Below are 17273 nucleotides of genomic sequence, written 5' to 3'. Positions count from 1 at the left end.
TGAAATACCGCGGAAAGGAAGAACAAACTTGATTCATTTATATATGGACGATTTTCGCCGATGTCCGCAAGGGTTTACGCTAGCGCGCACCGTCGACGAATGCCTGGAATTGCTGCGATTAACGGAGGTAGACATTTTATCGCTGGATTACGATATGGGACCTGGGGAGAAAAATGGTACGGACATGGCGGCGGCCCTGGTTCGGGAAGGACTGTTTCCGCGGGAAATTTATTTGCATACGTCCAGCATTTCCGGAAGAAAAAGCATGTACGAAATTTTGTATCCGAACAAACCGGAGCATGTGCTGCTGCATAACGGACCGATTCCGTTCGAACGGCTCGATGAGATCGCCCGGCATTGCCAGGTGCCGCCTCAATCCAAATGGATTTGCACGGCCAATCACGGCTTTGCGCCATATGCTCAGGAGGAACTCCGGCGGACGTTCGGCAGCGTCAAAAGCACGATGCTGATTCCCGGCGAAGTGTTTGCCGCTACCCTGCAGAAAGCGGTTGAGGAAGTCGCCGAACAGCTCGCCGCGGCACCTCCGGTATTTCTGCGCCACGCTTTTTTGGTCGATTGGGAATGGTGCCCCGGCGAGCAAGCGGACGCCGATCGGAACGGCTGGCTGCCGGCGCTGCGCAAGTTTCTGCTTGGTGATTTCCGGCTGCCCGGCGCCCGCGTCGCCGTACAAACGCGCAAATCGGAGGACGCCCTGTGGAGCGGGACGGCCGGGGAAATGAAGGATGCGCTGCTAAGCGAACTGAAGGATTTGGCCGGCACCGAGTTTGTCGTCCGGGACGCGGATTGGGTGATTTCCGTGTTTGCCGGCAGCGACCGGGTATATGCGGGCGTGGCTCGCCCGGAGGACAATTTGTCCGACTGGAACGGCGGAGCCATCCGCTTTCGGAAAGAAGAAGGGCAAATTTCGCGGGCCAAATTCAAACTGCTGGAAGCGGAAGCGACGTTTGACATCCCGTTCGCATCGTTTCGCGAAGCGCTTGATATCGGAGCGGCCCCGGGGGGATGGACCTCCTTTTTGCTGGAACGCGGGCTGAACGTTACGGCGGTCGATACGGCAAAATTGCATCCTTCTTTGCTGTCATCGCCCAAGCTGACTTTTTTACAGCGCAACGCCGACAGCGTAAAGTTCAAGGAACACCAATTCGACCTGCTCGTGTGCGACATGAGCTGGAGTCCAAAGCTTACGGCCAAGCTGGTAACGAATCTGCTGTATTCGCTCGTCCCGGGGGGAACGGCGCTCGTAACGGTGAAGCTGATGCACAAAAAACCGATGGCTTTGATTCAGGAGGTCATAGGCATGTTCCAGGAGGCGAGATTGCAGGTACAGCGGGCAAAGCAGCTGTTCCATAACCGCGACGAGATTACATTATATATGATTAAATATTAATGACCTAAAATAATAGCATCTGAAAAAAATGCTTTACATTTGGTGCAAACCTGTCCTATAATAATTCCAAAATTATACAATGACCGCGAAGGGAAAGTATCCCGTTTCGCTGCCTTTGGCCTTACGGCTGAAGCGGTGAGATGGGGGACTTTCCTTTTTTTGCGTCTGGAAAGGAGGGTTTGAGTTGCCTTTTGTGCCGCGGTTAGCTCCCGGGGATTTGCTTGCCGGGCGCTATCCGATTGAGCGGATTGTCGGCCAGGGCGGGATGAGCCGGGTGTACCTTGCTTCGGATTTGAAGCTGCCGGGGAAGGTTTGGGCCGTCAAGGAAAGCTTCGCGGCACCGGGGCATAAAGTGCCGGTTGCCCAGGAAGCCGAGTTGCTTATTTCGCTGAACCACCCCCGCCTGCCGCGCATCGTCGATTTTATCCAGGAAGACGGTTCGGGTTATTCGTACATCGTGATGGATTATATCGTAGGAGAGCATCTGGACCGTTATGTGAAAGCGCGCGGAGGACGTGTTCCGACAGAAGCGTTGATCCGGTTCGCCCTGCAAATCGCCGAAGGGCTGCATTATTTGCACACGCATCGCCCGCCCGTCATCCATCGCGACGTGAAACCGTCCAATTTACTGGTGGACGGCAAAGGGCAGATCCGCTTTATCGATTTCGGCATCGCCCGCACGTATGAGGCGGGCAAAGCCGAGGACACGATTCAGCTTGGGACGGTGGGTTTTGCGGCCCCGGAACAATACGGCGGACGTCAAAGCGACGGACGCGCCGACTTGTATTCGCTTGGCGCGGTGCTGCTGTATTTGGGAACAGACTGCAAATACAGCGCATGGACGCAAGAGGCGGAGGATTGTCTGCGGAGGCAAGGGCACGGCCAGTTGCTCCCGGTTCTGGAACGGCTGCTTCAGCAGCGGCCGGAAGCGCGTTTTGCTTCTGCGGAAGCGGCCGGCGAGGCGCTGAGGGAAGTGCTCCGGGCGCATGCGGCGGAAGCATCGGAAGTATCGGATGCATCCCCCTCGGCTTGGGAGGGACCGCCTACTGGCGGTCAGCCTGCCGCCGGAGGGAGGACGGCGGTCATCGCCGTCATCGGCGCGTCGCCGGGAGCAGGAACGACCCATACGGCGATCGCGCTAGCCCATGTACTGTCCCGCAGCGCCAAAAGGATCGCGATCGCCGAAATGGAGGCAAAATCGCCGGCTTTTCAGCGGCTTGCCCGAATCGCGCTCGGCGAGTTCGCGTCCTCCGCGCCCCGGCAGTTTCGCATCGGCAACGTCCAATATGTTAGGGCGCCTTCGCGAACCGAATGGATCGAGCTGCTGACCGGCGGTTACGAGTATCTCATTTGCGATCTGGGGACCGGCCGGCAAAAGGAACAGATGGAAGAGTTCAAACGCGCCGATTTGTCCCTCGTCGTCGGCTCGGCCGCCGAATGGAGGGCGGAGGAACTGGAGCGGTTCGCCGAAACGGTCGGGTTGTCCGGAAAATGGCCGTCCACATGGAAATTCTGCGTTCCTTTGGCCTCGGCATCGGCGGTAAAACGGCTCGCCAAAAGGCTGCGGACCCGCAGCGTGTACGCCATCCCGGCCGAGCCGGAGCCGTTTGAGCCCGGCGAAGACATAACCGCAGCGTTACGTGTTCTTTGCGGCAGCCTGCTGCCGCGGCCAAAGCGGAGCGGCCGGAGCTTTCTTGCGAAGCAGAAATTGTAGGTAAGGAGATGAACGAATGTCAAGATTGAGACAGAAAACGAAGCATTTGATCTGGGCCGGACTTGCGGGAGCCGCGGTCATGGGTTTGTTTTTCGCGGGGTATGCCGTGTATAAGGGGAAGCAAAATCAAACGGTGAGGCTTGCGTTACAGCAGAAATACGAAGCGCAAATCGAGACTTTGCAGAAAGCAGCGAATCGCCCAACGGTCAGGGGATGGGTGCCGGCCAGCGAGATTCCGGCAGGGCATCCGATTAAGGCGGACGATATGAAGGAGGTTGAGTTGCCGGCCGACAGCGTCCCGGCCGACGCCATAAAGTCGAGCGACGACATCGCCGGCAAGATCGCCAAGATCACCCTCCGGCCGTTTACGTTGTTGACGGAGACACTGCTGTACGAGGAGGCGCCGACGACGGACGATTTGCGCTGGCGCGAAATGAGCTTCGTTTTGCTTCCGGCCGCCTTGAAGGAGGACGACGTCGTCGATATCCGCATTCAGTTTCCGACCGGACAGGACTATATTTTGCTGTCCAAAAAAAAGATCGAGACGCTGGCCTCCGGAACGGTGACGGTGACGCTGGGCGAGGCAGAGATTTTATCGCTCTCCAGCGCGATCGTCGACGCTTACCTGCATAAAGCATCCATTTACGCGCTGACCTATGTCGAGCCTTATTTGCAAGACAAGTCGACGCCGACCTATCCCGCGAATGGCGCGGTGATGCAGTTGATCAAAAAGGATCCGAACATTGTCCGGGAGGCGGAGAACGCCTTGAACGCCGCCGCGCGGGAAAGACTGGAGAGCGACCTGGTCTCGATGTCCCCGCGGCAGGCCTCCGAATTCGCCAGCAACCGCCTGGAAGCGCAGGAGGCGCTCAAGAATGAAACGCCGGCCGAAGAAGACAGCTTTCAATTGAAATAGTGGACAGGGGGATGGAGAAATGAAGCGCTGGGTATTTATCGGAAAAAGCGATAAACGGGATCTGCTGCTTTATTTAAGCAGCGCTTTAACGGCCGCGGGACGAAGCGTGCTGCTGGTCGATGCTACGGAGGGCGGCAAATACCGTTATTCGATCGGAGGGATTCAGCCGCTCCTGCCGGTGACGGAGTTTTGCGGGTTTGACGTGGCGGCGGGGCCTCAGGCCATAAGGCTGCTCCAGAACGCTGCGGATGGGAGCGAAGGAACGGCGGGCAAGGACTACGATTGCGAATTGGTTGATTTGGAAGCTTTACACACCGTTACGCCGGACATTTTCGCTTCCGCCAATGAGGTGGTTTTGGTCACTTCCTTTGACCGTTATGAGGTAGAATCGACCGCCCGGTGGCTGCGTTGTCTCGTAAATATGCTGCCCGAGCTGCGGGGGCTGCGCGTGCGCCCGGTTTTTATCCGAACGGTGGACAGCTGCTTTGGCACCGACTATATTCTCGGCTTTATGGACGATATTGGGTTCCAGTGGCACGAGGAGGAAATCATCATTCCGTGGAATGAGCTGAATCTGGCCGTGCAGCTGGAAAATGAACATGCGCATCGGCTGCGCATGAGCCGCTTATCCCGCTCTTATAAGCGTGCGCTGCGCCAACTGCTCAGCGGGTTGGCCGGCTTTGAAGCCGGAGCCGCAAAAAGGGCGCTGCGCGGGGCGGAAAGGAGACGCGCATGAGCAGAATTTTGTTTTGGGATCCCGGGCACGGGAGTTCGGCGAGCGTAGCCGCAGTTTGCGCCGTCACCATGGGCCTTCATTTCCCGCTTCGCGTGCTGTTGTTTAATGACGGGCGCCATGGCAGCGGTGTGGAGGAGGGACTGCGGGCGGGAAGCCGTCATGCTTCGGAAGCTGGTTCGGGAGAAAGCGGCATTTTGGGCTCGCGGCTTAGCGAATACGGGATCGAAGCGCTGCTCCGCCTATCAGCCAGCGGAATGCTTACGAAAGCGAATTACTCCGATTACACGCTGCCCGTCATTCGCGGCCGTCTTGATCTGGCGACAGGCTTTCGGGCCGGCGGTCTCCACGGTACGTCCGAACTTAGCGAAGGGCAAGATCTGTTAGAGTTGGCGCTGGCTGCGGAACAGAGCTATGACCTTGTGCTGAGGCACGCCCCGCGGATACGAGAGCTGCCGGAAGCATTGGCCGGCAGCGAAGAAGAGGTTGTGGTGGCGGTGCTGCAGCAGCGGCGGTCGCAACTGGACGATTTTTTTGACGCGCTCGCGAAACAAACGGTGACGAGCCGCCGCAAACTGTGCGTAATCCTGGCCCCTTACGATTCGGGCTCCGGCTTGAATCTGGCCAATCTGAAGCGCCGTTACCGCCGTGCGCTGCCGGTCTTCGGCATTCCTTACGACACCGAGTTTGCGAACGCGTGGAACGATCGGGACATCCTGTCGTTTTTTCGCCGGTACAGACTGCTTCCGAAACGGGGCGGCTCGCGGGAAGCCGTGCTGGCAAGCTGCCGGGATTTGAGCCGGAATCTGCTGGAGCTTACGGGAAAAGCGACACTACAAGCAGCTCGTGAGAGGGGGGCTTAAGCTTGAACGACAAAACCGTAAACATGCTGCTCATCGCTCTCATTGTATTGTTAGGGCTGCTCATTTTATGGTTGAAGGCGCGTACCGCCGCAGGCGGACCTGTTGTTCGCAAGGCGGACGACGACCGCTATTCGTTCCCCGCGCTGATCGAATACGTGAAGCGCAGCTTGCATGAGCTGAGCCGTTCGCACGCCAATGACTGGGGAGTGGGCGAAGAGACCTGGAACCGCCGGGTCAAAGCGCGGGCCGAGCTGCGCAAGGCGCTGCGGGGATGTACATACGGCGACGCGCAGGACAAACGGTACGTGAAATCCTTTATCAAGGATTTACTGGCCCACAGTTACGGGATTGGGGAAGACAACATCGACCGGATTATTCCGTTCGACAATAGGGACAAGCTGACGGCGCAGGATCGCTTCGACATCGTTTTATACCTGTATAAGCTCAGCTTTGGAACCGATGGATTGTCCCGGTTGATCGAGGAGTACAGTTTGGATGAGCCCAAAGCTCCCAAAGCGGAGGATGGGTCGTTTGTTTATGAGATCAACGCCGAGGATGTGGATCGCATTTTTTACCGTGAATACCGTTTCTTGACGTTCCGGGAAAAGCTCGATCTCGTCGTGCAGCGCATTTACCAGGCATACAAAGGCTTTTCCGTTGTGGACGAGCTGCTGGGGCAGCGGATTGACGGAGTAAGCGGCGGCGTCAGCGGCATCCCCGCGCATATGGCGATCACGCCGGAAGAGGAGGGGCAGAATGCAGGGGCAGAGGCGCTTGGCCCAACTGGTGAGGATGGAGAAGAAATTTCCCGTTCGTGGGACAGCGTATGGATTTTTCACAAAGGCAAAAGCGTGCGCCTTGCTTTCTTGTCGTTCGGCAGTGAAGCGGAACTGAAGCGGGTGTGCCAGAACATTTACAAATTTAATTTGCCGGGCCAGTTGTCCGAAGCGAACGGCTTTAAAGTCAACGAGATGAAGGATGGCTCGCGGATCGTGGTGGTTAGGCCGCCGTTTGCGGAGTCGTGGGCGTTTTTTGTGCGCAAATTCGATGTGAAAAACGCTGTGCTGGAGCAGCTTATTCTAGGGGGAAATTCACCGCTGCCCGTAGAGCTGCTGAAATTCCTCATGAAAGGAAGCCGCATCACTGCAATTACAGGTTCGCAGGGATCGGGCAAAACGACGCTGCTGATGGCGCTCGTCAAGCATATTTACGCCTCCTATACGCTGCGCGTCCAGGAGATGTCTTTTGAGCTTAATTTGCGCAGAATTTACACGGGCAGAAATATTTTGAGCTTCCGGGAGACGGATTATGTCAGCGGTCAGGCGGGGTTGGATCTGCAGAAAAAGACGGACGGCACCGTGAACATTTTGGGCGAGGTGGCCACGGACGAGGTCGCTGCGTGGATGGTGCAGATGGCTCAGGTAGCGAGCCTGTTCACCCTGTTTACGCATCATGCCAAAACGTTCCGCGATCTGATGGAATCGCTGCGGAATTCTTTGCTGAAAACCGGTGTGTTCCGCGATGAACGCGTGGCGGAATTGCAGGTCGCCTCGGCGATCGATTTCGATGTGCATCTGCGCCGGGATATGGCCGGGAACCGGTATATCGAGCGGATCACGGAGTGCTGCCGGCCGGACGAAAGGGATGCGGGCGAGCTGGGCGGGGCTGTTGAAACGGGGAGCGGACCAGCCGATGAAGCCATGGTGTACCGCCGCGGTTACTCGGAGCGGGTGATCGTTGAATACCGGGACGGTTCTTACGTAGCCGTTCAGCCGATCTCGAATCGCTCCCGGGAAGCGATGATCCGCGAGATGACGCCGGAGGACGCAGCTTCGTTCCGCCGGTTTGCGGAGGCGTATTGGGGGGAGAAGATTGGAGCTTAAATCGGCGCTTATCGCCGTGATGGGAATTTCGCTGGTCGGTTTTGGCTTGTTGTATGCCGCCGGCCGCTTAATCGGCTCGCGCGAGAACGCGCTGGGTCTTGAGGAAGACGCGTCCGGAAAGGCTGGCCGGGGAGCCAGGGATAGTTTTGCCAGGGCCTTATCCGCCTTTGCAATGAGATCTTATGCGGTATGGATGAGGCTGCCGCCGCTTAGGTATTATGCTGTGAAGATCCGCAAACGGCTGGCTCCGGTCCACCGGTTAGACGAGTTTGAACTCCGGCGCGAAACGATGAAATTCGCTTATTTCTCCGGGGGCGCGTATATCACCGTCATTGGTGTTCTGGCTGTAATTAATCCGAACTGGATTTTCGTGTTGTCGCTGTTGATCGCCGGGGCGGTTATTCAAAGCGTGCTGCTTGACGGGTACGTAAACAGGCAGGAGACCAGGCTGCTCGAACAGATGCTCGATTTCTTTGCCGCCGTCCGCCATGCTTATCACCGCCACGGCATGGCGGCCGACGCGATCGAGGAGGCGGGGGAAAACACCGGACGGGAGATCGGAATTCACGCGCATATGATCGGCGAGGCGCTAACGGACGCAAACCCGGACGAAGCGCTGGAGAAATATTACGAAACGGCGCCCAACCGCTTTCTGAAAGCTTTTGCCGGCATCTCCAGGCTGGTGCTTGAATACGGGGACCGCAAACGTGCCCAGGGGTCTCTGTATTTACGGGGGATAACAAGCCTAACCGGGGAAATCCAACTGGAGCTGATCCGCAAAAACCGGCTGGACTATTTACTGAAAGGGCTGCATGTGATTGCCCTGATGCCGGTTTTCTTTACGAAACCGGTGGAGGTGTGGGCCAGAAGCCAATTTCCGCAGATGGACCAATTCTATTTAAGCAAAGCGGGGATGGCCATCAAAATCGGGCTGTTTCTGATCATCCTGCTCTGTTACTTGCTGCTGCAAAAGTTGAAAAGCGAGGAGGAGACGGCATACCGCGCCGGTGAGGCCAAAGTTCCCTGGGAAGCCCGGTTGCTGAAGCTGCGCGGGCTGGGAACTCTGTGCCAGTGGTTTGTGCCGCAGCCTGCCACGGAGGCTTACCACAAGCTTACCCGGCTGCTGAAGGATACGAACCATACGTTGCCCGTCAAGCTGTTCCAGATGAGGCGGGTTGCTTTATTTGTCAGCGGTTTGCTGTTTACGCTGGCTGCCGTTTTTACGCTTCACCATTTGTCGCGGCAATACATTTTGCTGGAGCCTCCGGACGGAGCCGTGTTTTTTGGTTCGCTGACGAAGGAAGAGGCCCGCGAGGCCCGCGTTCAAGCCGAACTGGACGCCCGGGTGATGAAACAGCTGGATATGGCCGGAGATGCGCAGGTCGATGAGGTTGCCGAATCGGCTGCGTCGGTGATGAGCCGCGGGGCTACGGTCCCAACCCGCGAAGAAATATTCGCGGCCGCCCAGCGGATCCAGGGCAAGCTTCAGCGCTGGAACGATGAATATCTGAAATGGTGGGAGCTGCTGTTTGCGCTTCTGGCCGGCGGGGCCGGATATTATTTTCCCCTCTGGACGCTGATGTTTCAGCGCAGCATGCGCCTGATGGACATGCGGCACGAGGTTTATCAATTTCAGACGATGATCACCATTTTGCGGGAGCTGGAGCGAATTTCGGTGGAGGAAATTTTGGAGTGGCTGGCTTCCTATGCCGTCATTTTTAGGACGCCGCTGCAGAAATGCCTGCTGGATTACGGCCACGGGGCCGAAGTTGCCTTGGCGGAGCTGAAGCGGGAGGTGGTGCTGGAGGAATTCGTGCGGCTTGCGGACAAGCTGCTGCTGGCTTCGGAAAAAATCACGATAGCCGACGCGTTTGACGATTTGGACAGCGAGATGTCCTATCACTTTGAACGCCGGCGTCTCGATTACGAGAAGTCGATTGATGTGAAGGCCGGATTCGGCCGGATGATCGGGTTTGCGCCCATGTATTCGCTCGTGTTCGCGTATCTGGTGATTCCGCTCATTTGGATGAGCTTTCAGCAAATGGGCTTGTATTTTGAACAAATCCAAAAATTATGATGAACCAAGGAGGACTAGTACTTATGAATAACGCTTCATCCGCTTTAAAGGTGGCTGCCGGTATTTTCTTGACGATCGCTTTGATTACGATTGTGGTCATTTTGTTCGTTTCCGCCCAGGAGGCGACGAAAACCGCGCAAAACAATTTCTCCGACATTCAGACGGAGCTGTCCCAGGCCTCGTTTACGGTGTACGACGATACGACGATCAGCGGCTCGCAAGTGACGAACGCGCTGCGTAAATTCCAGGACCGCGATCAGTTCGGCGTTCAGGTAAAAACAGGGAAAAACAGCGTTGGGGAGTGGTATGGATACATCTTGAACATCGGTTCGTCTTCATCGAGAGATTACGGTTCGGTTACGAGCAAAAGCAATGCGGACATCAGCGATACTTGGAATGAAAAGCTGGATGGGTACGTGAACCCCAGCGGTAAATTTAAGGCCCAGGTCGTCAAGGATAACTCCAATGTCGTGCGCGGCCTTATATTTACGCAAACGACGGTAAATCGTTGATCGCGGGCCGGACGGACAGATGATGAACCAGGCAAAAAGCATGCTCTGGCTGCTTCTCTCCGTATCGTTTTGCCTGACCGCGGCCTTGATCACGTTAAATTTTGCGGAGCGGCAGGATTTGGCGCTGGAGCAGCTGGCGGCGCAGAGTCATGTTCAGGAGCGGAGCGTGTTTTCTTTGGTGGACGGTGCGCTTGCGGGGACGCAGGCCGCTCCGTCCGATTCGGCGGACGCCGCGCTGGATTGGAGGGAAACTTACTCCGGCCTAAGCTTGCTCTATGGCTTGCAGCAATGGGTGGAGCTTGGCGTTCCGATCGTGGTGGAGGGCCGGCGGTTTGCGGCCTTGACCGGGGATGAACCGGCTGAAGTTTTGGAACAAAGGCGCAGGGAGGCGCTGTCGTTGCTTGACCTGCAGGGGCAATACGAAACCCGGCGTGGATACGATGCCGGCGGTCAGCTGGCGGAGCTGGTTTTCACAAAGAAATAAGGGGGCGATCGACATGACCAACGCTTTGTCCAAAATCACGTCCGCGCTGCTGGCCGTCCTGCTGCTGTACTTGTTTCCGGCTGTTCAGACAGCTCAACGGGAGGAAGATATCCGTTACCTGGCGGCTTATCATGCCCTAACCGAGTTTGCCGATGCGGTGCGTACGAAGGGGTATATCTCACCGGTGATGTACGAGGAATTTACCCGCAACCTGGAAGCCGAGGGTAATCATTACGATATTGAGCTTGAACACTGGCATAAAAAATATCACCCCGAATACGGCGATCCGGCCGACCCGAATACGTTTCAAGGCCGGTTTACCGTCGTGTACGACGCCTACTACACTGAAGAGATCCTGGGCGTTCTGTTTAGCGAGAACCAGGCAGCAACCAGCGAAGAGCAAGTGAAATATAAGCTGCAGGCGGGAGATTTTTTCAGCGTTACCGCGAAAGATCGATCTCGATCGCCATATGATGTGCTGTCCGAATTTTTGTATGGAACCAAGGCAGCCGCGGTCTACAAAAACGTGTTGACCTACGGGGGTATGGTATTAAATGAAGATTACTGATTGGGCGGTCGTGTTTGTGCTCATCGTCAGTCCGTTCCTTTGGCTCGGCAGCTTGCATGCTGAAAATATCCGCGAAGCCGGCATGCTCGAAATGCGGTATACGACGGCGCTGAGAACGGCCGCCCAGGACGCCGGCAGCGCGCTGAACCTCAATGAACTTCAGCAATACGAAAGCGGGTACGGTTCGCAAAAATGGATGCGCGCTGATAAGGAACAGGCTCTTTCCGTACTGCTGCAAAGCCTGTACATCCATTTCGGGGTGGCGGATGACCCGCTGGCGCAGCAGGCTTTGCTGGTATACATACCTGCCATCGTCGTTATGGACTACGATGGGTACTCGATATATGCGGCGGCGGAGGCGGCCGCGGCGGACGGCAGCCCTGAGATGACGCATCGGTGGAGCCTCAAGAAGCCTTACGTATACGCGGACGACTATGGCAATTCTATCTCCTTCACGTTGGACCGGTATATAACCGCCTACGATTCCGGTTTGGATGAATGGGCGGACGGGCAGCAAACCGAGCTGAAACCGGAGCTAACGATTCCGCTCCTTCAAGATGATGAGCAGTTTGATCAAGTGCGGCGCACGGCCATTGTGCGCAGCATCGAGGAGGATCTGGCCAAGGTAATTCATCGGCATAATGAGTTTGCCCTGAAAAAAGGCGTTCATTATACGTTCACACTGCCGGTCATTCCGCAGGAGGAATGGAACAACACGCTGGACGACGTGGGGGTGCTTGTGTTTCTGCAAGGCATTCCGGTCGGTGACCGTTATTACAACAATTATGCGTTGGGCGGCGGACGCCTCGTGAGAAGCGATGCCGTGCTTGGCGGAGTGAATACGGGAAATGGGCTTAAGTATTATTTCCGGGACACCTGTCCGGAAGCGGACAGTTCCGAGTACGAGGTGAGCGAGGTGTTCCCCGGAGAGCGGGAGGCGGCAGCAAACGGATATTTTCAGGCGAAATGCTTAAAGTCAGGGTTGTAAATCCAATGAATGGTAGATTCCCTAAGTTACAATCCGCAGCCTTGATGATAGAATTGACTATATATACATTCATGCGGATTATGGGGAGGATACCTTCATGAAGATAGAGGATACCGCGGCACCGGGGGATAAAGCCGACCGCTATTCGCGGCAAAAGCTTTTTGGCCCAATCGGCGCAGAAGGCCAGGATATGCTGGGGAAAGCGAAGGTGCTGATCATCGGTGCGGGAGCGCTCGGGACCGGGATCGCCGAATCGCTCGCCAGGTCCGGGGTAGGGCATGTCGTTATCGCGGACCGCGATTATGTCGAATGGAGCAATTTGCAGCGGCAGCAGCTGTTTTCGGAAGCGGATGCCGCCGCAAGAGTGCCAAAGGCGGTCGCGGCGCGCGAGCGGCTCAAGGCGATCAATAGCACGGTTGAGATCGAGGCGTTTGTGACGGATGTGGGCCCGGAAGAGCTGGAGATGCTTATGCCCGGAGTACATTTGATTATGGACGCGACGGACAACTTCGATACCCGGATGATGATCAACGATATTTCGCAAAAATACCGGATTCCGTGGATTTACGGAGGCTGCGTCGGCAGCTATGGCATCACGTTTACGATTTTGCCTGGAGAGACGCCTTGCTTGAACTGTTTACTTGGGACGATCCCCATGGGCGGCGATACCTGCGACACGGTTGGCGTCATCCCTTCGGCGGTTCAGACGGTTGTGGCCCATCAGACGACGGAAGCGTTAAAGCTGTTGACCGGGCATCCGGAAGCGCTGCGCGGAACTCTGTTAACCTTTGATTTGTGGCGCAACGAACAAGCCTCCATCAAGGTGGCCTCGGCCAAAAGGGAACAATGTCCTTCCTGCGGAACGCATCCCGACTTTCCGTACTTATCCGCGGCGAGCCACCGGAAAACCGAAGTGCTCTGCGGCAGGGATACGGTTCAGATCCGGCCGGCCCAAAAGCGGAAGTTGAACCTGTCCGATATGGCAAGAGCGCTTAGCCGATTGGAAGAAGGCCAGGTGGAAGTGAATCCGTTCCTGCTGTCCTACACGATCGGCGAACGGCGGCTGGTTTTGTTCGAGGACGGACGGGCCCTGATTCACGGCACGAAAGATCCGGTGGAAGCCAGGCGGATTTATGACCGTTTTTTGGGGTAAGCCGAGGAATAGCCAAAGGCCCTGCACCCCAAGGGTTTTTGGAATGGTTTTTGCACAGAATGACCATCTTATTAGATAGGGTTGGCATTTGCAGGCAAGGTGGTTGGGGTTAAAATGAAAAGGAAGGTGCTGTTGGCCTTGGCGGATACTTCCGCGGGGGAACGGTTAAGATTAGGGCTGGAAGAAGCGGGGTACGAAGTCATGCAGCATCGGAACGGAAAAGATACGGTCCGTTATCTGGAGCAGGAATTTCCGGACCTGGTGCTGTTGGGAACGGATTTGCCGGATATGTCCGCGGGGGAAATTTTGCAGCAGGTTGGCCGGTTCGCCGCCTACCCGCTCATCCTTCTATTGCGCGAATGGAGCACCGATGAAGTCGTGACCGGATTTGCCGCCGGTGCAAACGACGTCGTCAGTATCGACGTCCCGATAGCCGAGCTATATGCACGAGCCGGGCAATTGATCGCGCTGTTCAAACGGATCGGAGATGGCTCGCTTACGGAGCTGAGCTACGAGGATTTACGGATGGAGCTGAAGAGCCGCAGAGTGTATCGTGGGGATGAGGCGATTAAGCTAACGCCGAAAGAGTTTGATTTGCTGCTGTTTTTGTTAAAACGGGCAGGCAAAGTATGCGGTAGAGAGATGATTTTGCAGCAAGTATGGGGTTACGATTTTGCCACCGGCACGAACGTAGTTGATGTCTATATTCGTCATTTGCGCAAAAAAATCGACCGCGGGCGAACGCAAAAATTGCTGCACACGGTGCGCGGAACGGGATATATGCTGCAATGAAACGAAAATATCCCGGCAGTGAGACTGCCGGGATAAAGGGTGAATTGTACTGATACGAGCAAAGCAAAAGTTTACAGAACGCGGCGGGCTTTCAGGTAAGTTCTTTTCCAGTTTCCGGAGTTCAGGTCGGAAATCGTAACACCCGGTTTACCGTACGTGTGCAAAATTTTTCCGCCACCCATGTAAACGGCGACGTGTGTCACATTATGACCGTTCGCGCGGCTGCCGCTGGAGAAGAACACCAGGTCGCCGGGCTGCAAGTTGGACTTGGAAACCGCATAGCCTTCTTTCGATTGAGCAGCGGAAGTCCGGGGCAGGCTAACGCCGTACTTTTTAAAAATGTACTTCATAAAGGACGAGCAATCAAAAACTCTTGTTGTCGAAGTAGAAGCGCCAAATTTATAAGGCGTACCCATAAATTGTTTTCCGAAGTTAACGATTTGAGTCCCTTTCGAAACAGCATTAGCTGTTGCCGACTGGGCTTGTACTGGTTCAGCCCCACTAGCAAGCAGAGTGCTGAAACCGATGGTGGACACAATGCCGACCGTCAATACTTTTTGGAATATGCTGCGCATGTTCATGTTGTATACCTCCAAAGTTATTGTTTTTCAACCGGTTCGTAGAGAAGTATAACAGAAATGTTACCGCCTAAATTGTGGTAGAAACTCCTAATAACCTGGTAGATTCATAGTTTGATGGCGTTTATTAAAAAAACATTAAAGTTTACAGATTTTCAAGAAAATGTAGAAAGGTTTGCGATTGCAAACAAAAAAACCTTGATTCATCAAGGTTTTTTTACAAATATGTAAACGATCAAAAAGGTTACAAAATTGTTTTCATTTAATCTTTGCTTTGCATAATGAGCAAGAGACCGCTTGAAATCCGGACGATTCCTTGGGGTCCCGTCAGACGGTTGCTGACGCCCAGCGATTGGCCTATGCGCAAGCTGGCATTTTCCAGGGGGTACAAAAAACCTTCGAGCGTTATCCCCGTCACTTCGGGAGTAAGCGGGAGGAGGGAAACGTAAGTATAGCCGCGCTCTGTTATCAGGCACTCGGAATCGGTTAAGGTTATGTAATTGTGCTTGTCCCAAATGTCGGTGCGAATCTGTTGCTGCAAGCCGCGCAGCATCATATGCACGTTGGCGAGCGTATGGTCAAGCCTCGTCCCGATGACGCCGGTCATTAAGATTTCCGCGGGCTGTTTTTGCAATGCCAGGTCGTAGGCCAGCTCTGTATCGGTCAAATCTTTGTCGATAGGATCGCAAGCGACGAGCTCCACGCTGTTCTCTTTTATTTTGTCCAACTCTCCGGGACTGACGGAATCGAAATCCCCGACCGCCAGGTGCGGACGGATTCCTTGCTCTACCAAAAACAATGCGCCCCGGTCGGCGCCGATGACCACATCATCCGCTCGGATATCCTTTATTACATCAAGGTCGATGCGTCCGCCCGCAAAAATGAGCACTCGTTTTCCAGCCATTTCTTTTCTTCCTTTCTGGTTGAATCCCTTGTTCATGTAGTATAATTCAAATTTGAGGGTTGCACAATTTTGGCGCAGAGGCCTAAAATGAATGATGCAGGCATATGGGCGAAAGAGAGGGCAGAAAAGTACAAAAGAAATGCACATATTTGACATTTTCAGCATCATTGGAACCATTGCGTTTGCCATGTCGGGAGCGTTTGTGGCGATGGAAGAGGAGTACGACATCCTGGGCGTTTTGGTGCTTGGTTTGGTTACGGCGTTTGGCGGGGGGATTGTGCGCAATGTGCTCATTGGCGTACCGGTAACGACGCTGTGGGGGCAAAATGATTTGATTTTGCTGGCGGTGTTGTCCGTGCTGGTAGCTTTTATTTTGCCGCTGCCCTGGATCCGGCATTGGAAAAGGGCGGAGGTGTTTTTTGACGCCATCGGCCTGTCGGCTTTTGCCATTCAAGGGGCGCTGTATGCCACGGAAATGAAGCACCCGATGAGCGCGGTGCTTGTAGCGGCGGTGCTTACAGGGATCGGCGGGGGAATCATCCGCGATTTGCTTGCCGGACGCAAACCGCTGGTGCTGCGCGATGAGATTTACGCGGTGTGGGCGATGCTGGCGGGGCTAGCCGTAGGTTTCGGATTTTTCAAATCCACGTTTGAATTGATCCTGCTGTTTGCGATCGTCGTATTTTTTCGTATGTTATCCGTTCATTACAAATGGAAGCTGCCGCGCCGGTCGCTTAAAGCGCACGAAACGCCGGCCGAGCTGCCGAAAGGCGAACGTGTCGCCGCTTCCGGATCGGTCCATCGCAATTAAATAAAAAACAACCAGAGGCTGTCCGAAGTAGTTTCTACTATATTAAGGCGGCCTCTGTTGTTTGCGATCGGCGCCCGTTTGTTTTGCAAGCGCTATTTTAGGAAATGGACAAGCGCTCCGGGAAGCTCCTGCTGCCAAAAGCCCCATAGATGTTTACCGTCTTTTTCGGAATAGACGATCTTGGCTCCCCGCTCCTCGAGCAGTGCTTTGGCCTTGCGATTCAGTTCGACGAAATTATAGGTTCCCGTATCAGTCGTGTAATGATCCTCCTGCAGCCCGACAACCATGAACAAAGACAGGCAGGACAAGTCCGTTTCTTCGCTGAGCAGCTTCAAGGACGGTTCATAGTAGGCGCCGGACAAGCTGATGATTTTGGAAAACAGTTCCGGTTTTTTCAAAGCGAGGTGGAGGGAGACGGTCGCCCCCAGAGAATCGCCGGCCAGAACCCTTTCTCCGCGTTCGCGCCGAACCGGATAATTCCGCTCGATGAAGGGAATAATTTCTTCCGTGAAACAGCGGGTATAAGCGTCAAAACGGTTGCCGAACGGGGCGTATTCCTCGGTGCGCACTTTCGTATCCACTTCCACGCCGACGATGATAAACGGATCGATTCCTTCGTCGAGGATCAGCTGGTTGGCGTGCGTGGCGATGCGTCCGAAATTGAAAAACTCCTCGCCATCCTGACAATATACGACAGGATAACTCAAAATTTCGTTGTACCCGGGAGGCAAGTAAATACGAAGAAATCGTTTTTCCCCCAAGTATTTGCTGTCGATTTCTTCCTTAATAATGGTTCGTTTCAAATAGCGCGAATCCGTCATGCTTTTACACGCTCCTTGTCATGATGGGTTAAATGGAATTTGTGTTATATTAATTTAAGAAAACTGTT

17 protein-coding genes and 1 pseudogene are annotated in these 17273 nt (G+C 55.0%); 15 read left to right on the top strand and 3 right to left on the bottom strand.

The annotated features are described in order from the left end of the window. Positions 1-43: 43 nt before the first annotated feature. The 14 genes and pseudogenes from EHV15_RS38425 to EHV15_RS25555 form a co-directional block, all read left to right on the top strand. Positions 44-271, top strand: a pseudogene (locus EHV15_RS38425) (cyclic-phosphate processing receiver domain-containing protein); the annotation flags it as partial. A 75-nt stretch (positions 272-346) separates the two neighbouring features. After that, positions 347-1408: an SAM-dependent methyltransferase gene (locus EHV15_RS25615; RefSeq protein ID WP_246061980.1), complete on the top strand. Its 1062-nt coding sequence runs from the start codon at positions 347-349 to the stop codon at positions 1406-1408. A 193-nt stretch (positions 1409-1601) separates the two neighbouring features. Then, complete coding sequence (locus EHV15_RS25610) at positions 1602-3122, top strand: serine/threonine-protein kinase (protein WP_246061979.1); 1521 nt, start codon at positions 1602-1604, stop codon at positions 3120-3122. 16 nt (positions 3123-3138) lie between these two features. Continuing rightward, a complete protein-coding gene (locus EHV15_RS25605) occupies positions 3139-4038 on the top strand; it encodes an SAF domain-containing protein (protein ID WP_128633722.1) in 900 nt (299 codons plus the stop codon). A gap of 19 nt (positions 4039-4057) precedes the next feature. Then, positions 4058-4774, top strand: coding sequence for a hypothetical protein (locus EHV15_RS25600; RefSeq protein ID WP_128633721.1), 717 nt, complete (start codon positions 4058-4060; stop codon positions 4772-4774). Further along, positions 4771-5634, top strand: a complete 864-nt coding sequence (locus EHV15_RS25595) for a hypothetical protein (protein WP_128633720.1) — start codon at positions 4771-4773, stop codon at positions 5632-5634. Before EHV15_RS25600 ends, EHV15_RS25595 begins: the two co-directional genes overlap by 4 nt. Before the next feature lie 23 nt (positions 5635-5657). Beyond that, the gene (locus EHV15_RS25590; RefSeq protein ID WP_128635532.1) at positions 5658-7517 is read left to right on the top strand and encodes an ATPase, T2SS/T4P/T4SS family; all 1860 of its coding nucleotides are present in this window, start codon (positions 5658-5660) and stop codon (positions 7515-7517) included. Then, positions 7507-9594 (top strand): hypothetical protein, encoded by a 2088-nt coding sequence (locus EHV15_RS25585; RefSeq protein WP_128633719.1) that lies wholly within the window; start codon positions 7507-7509, stop codon positions 9592-9594. The genes EHV15_RS25590 and EHV15_RS25585 overlap by 11 nt, the downstream gene beginning before the upstream one ends. A 23-nt stretch (positions 9595-9617) precedes the next feature. Continuing rightward, a complete protein-coding gene (locus EHV15_RS25580; protein WP_128633718.1) occupies positions 9618-10106 on the top strand; it encodes an ABC transporter permease in 489 nt (162 codons plus the stop codon). A 19-nt stretch (positions 10107-10125) separates the two neighbouring features. Continuing rightward, on the top strand, positions 10126-10590 hold the full coding sequence (locus EHV15_RS25575; protein WP_128633717.1) for a hypothetical protein: 465 nt from the start codon (positions 10126-10128) through the stop codon (positions 10588-10590). Positions 10591-10603: 13 nt separating this feature from the next. Next, on the top strand, positions 10604-11158 hold the full coding sequence (locus tag EHV15_RS25570; protein ID WP_128633716.1) for a hypothetical protein: 555 nt from the start codon (positions 10604-10606) through the stop codon (positions 11156-11158). Further along, positions 11145-12146: a hypothetical protein gene (locus EHV15_RS25565; RefSeq protein ID WP_128633715.1), complete on the top strand. Its 1002-nt coding sequence runs from the start codon at positions 11145-11147 to the stop codon at positions 12144-12146. The genes EHV15_RS25570 and EHV15_RS25565 overlap by 14 nt, the downstream gene beginning before the upstream one ends. 97 nt (positions 12147-12243) lie before the next feature. After that, positions 12244-13299, top strand: coding sequence for a ThiF family adenylyltransferase (locus tag EHV15_RS25560; protein WP_128633714.1), 1056 nt, complete (start codon positions 12244-12246; stop codon positions 13297-13299). Positions 13300-13413: 114 nt separating this feature from the next. Beyond that, the gene (locus EHV15_RS25555; RefSeq protein WP_128633713.1) at positions 13414-14091 is read left to right on the top strand and encodes a response regulator transcription factor; all 678 of its coding nucleotides are present in this window, start codon (positions 13414-13416) and stop codon (positions 14089-14091) included. 71 nt (positions 14092-14162) lie between these two features. Here the strand turns inward: EHV15_RS25555 and EHV15_RS25550 are convergent, their stop codons facing one another. Beyond that, a complete protein-coding gene (locus tag EHV15_RS25550) occupies positions 14163-14672 on the bottom strand; it encodes a C40 family peptidase (protein ID WP_128633712.1) in 510 nt (169 codons plus the stop codon). A gap of 259 nt (positions 14673-14931) precedes the next feature. Beyond that, on the bottom strand, positions 14932-15573 hold the full coding sequence (locus EHV15_RS25545; protein ID WP_128633711.1) for a thiamine diphosphokinase: 642 nt from the start codon (positions 15571-15573) through the stop codon (positions 14932-14934). Between the two features lie 139 nt (positions 15574-15712). Here EHV15_RS25545 and EHV15_RS25540 point away from each other — a divergent pair, with 139 nt between their 5' ends. Then, on the top strand, positions 15713-16384 hold the full coding sequence (locus EHV15_RS25540) for a trimeric intracellular cation channel family protein (RefSeq protein WP_128633710.1): 672 nt from the start codon (positions 15713-15715) through the stop codon (positions 16382-16384). Between the two features lie 92 nt (positions 16385-16476). On the opposite strand, the gene EHV15_RS25535 is transcribed toward EHV15_RS25540, so the two are convergent. Then, positions 16477-17205 (bottom strand): alpha/beta hydrolase, encoded by a 729-nt coding sequence (locus EHV15_RS25535; protein WP_128633709.1) that lies wholly within the window; start codon positions 17203-17205, stop codon positions 16477-16479. Positions 17206-17273: the final 68 nt, after the last annotated feature.

The organism is Paenibacillus oralis, from assembly GCF_003863965.1.
GTDB lineage: Bacteria > Bacillota > Bacilli > Paenibacillales > Paenibacillaceae > Fontibacillus > Fontibacillus oralis.
The sequence above is the reverse complement of the archived record's forward strand: the minus strand, read 5'-3'. Positions and strand labels throughout refer to the sequence as shown.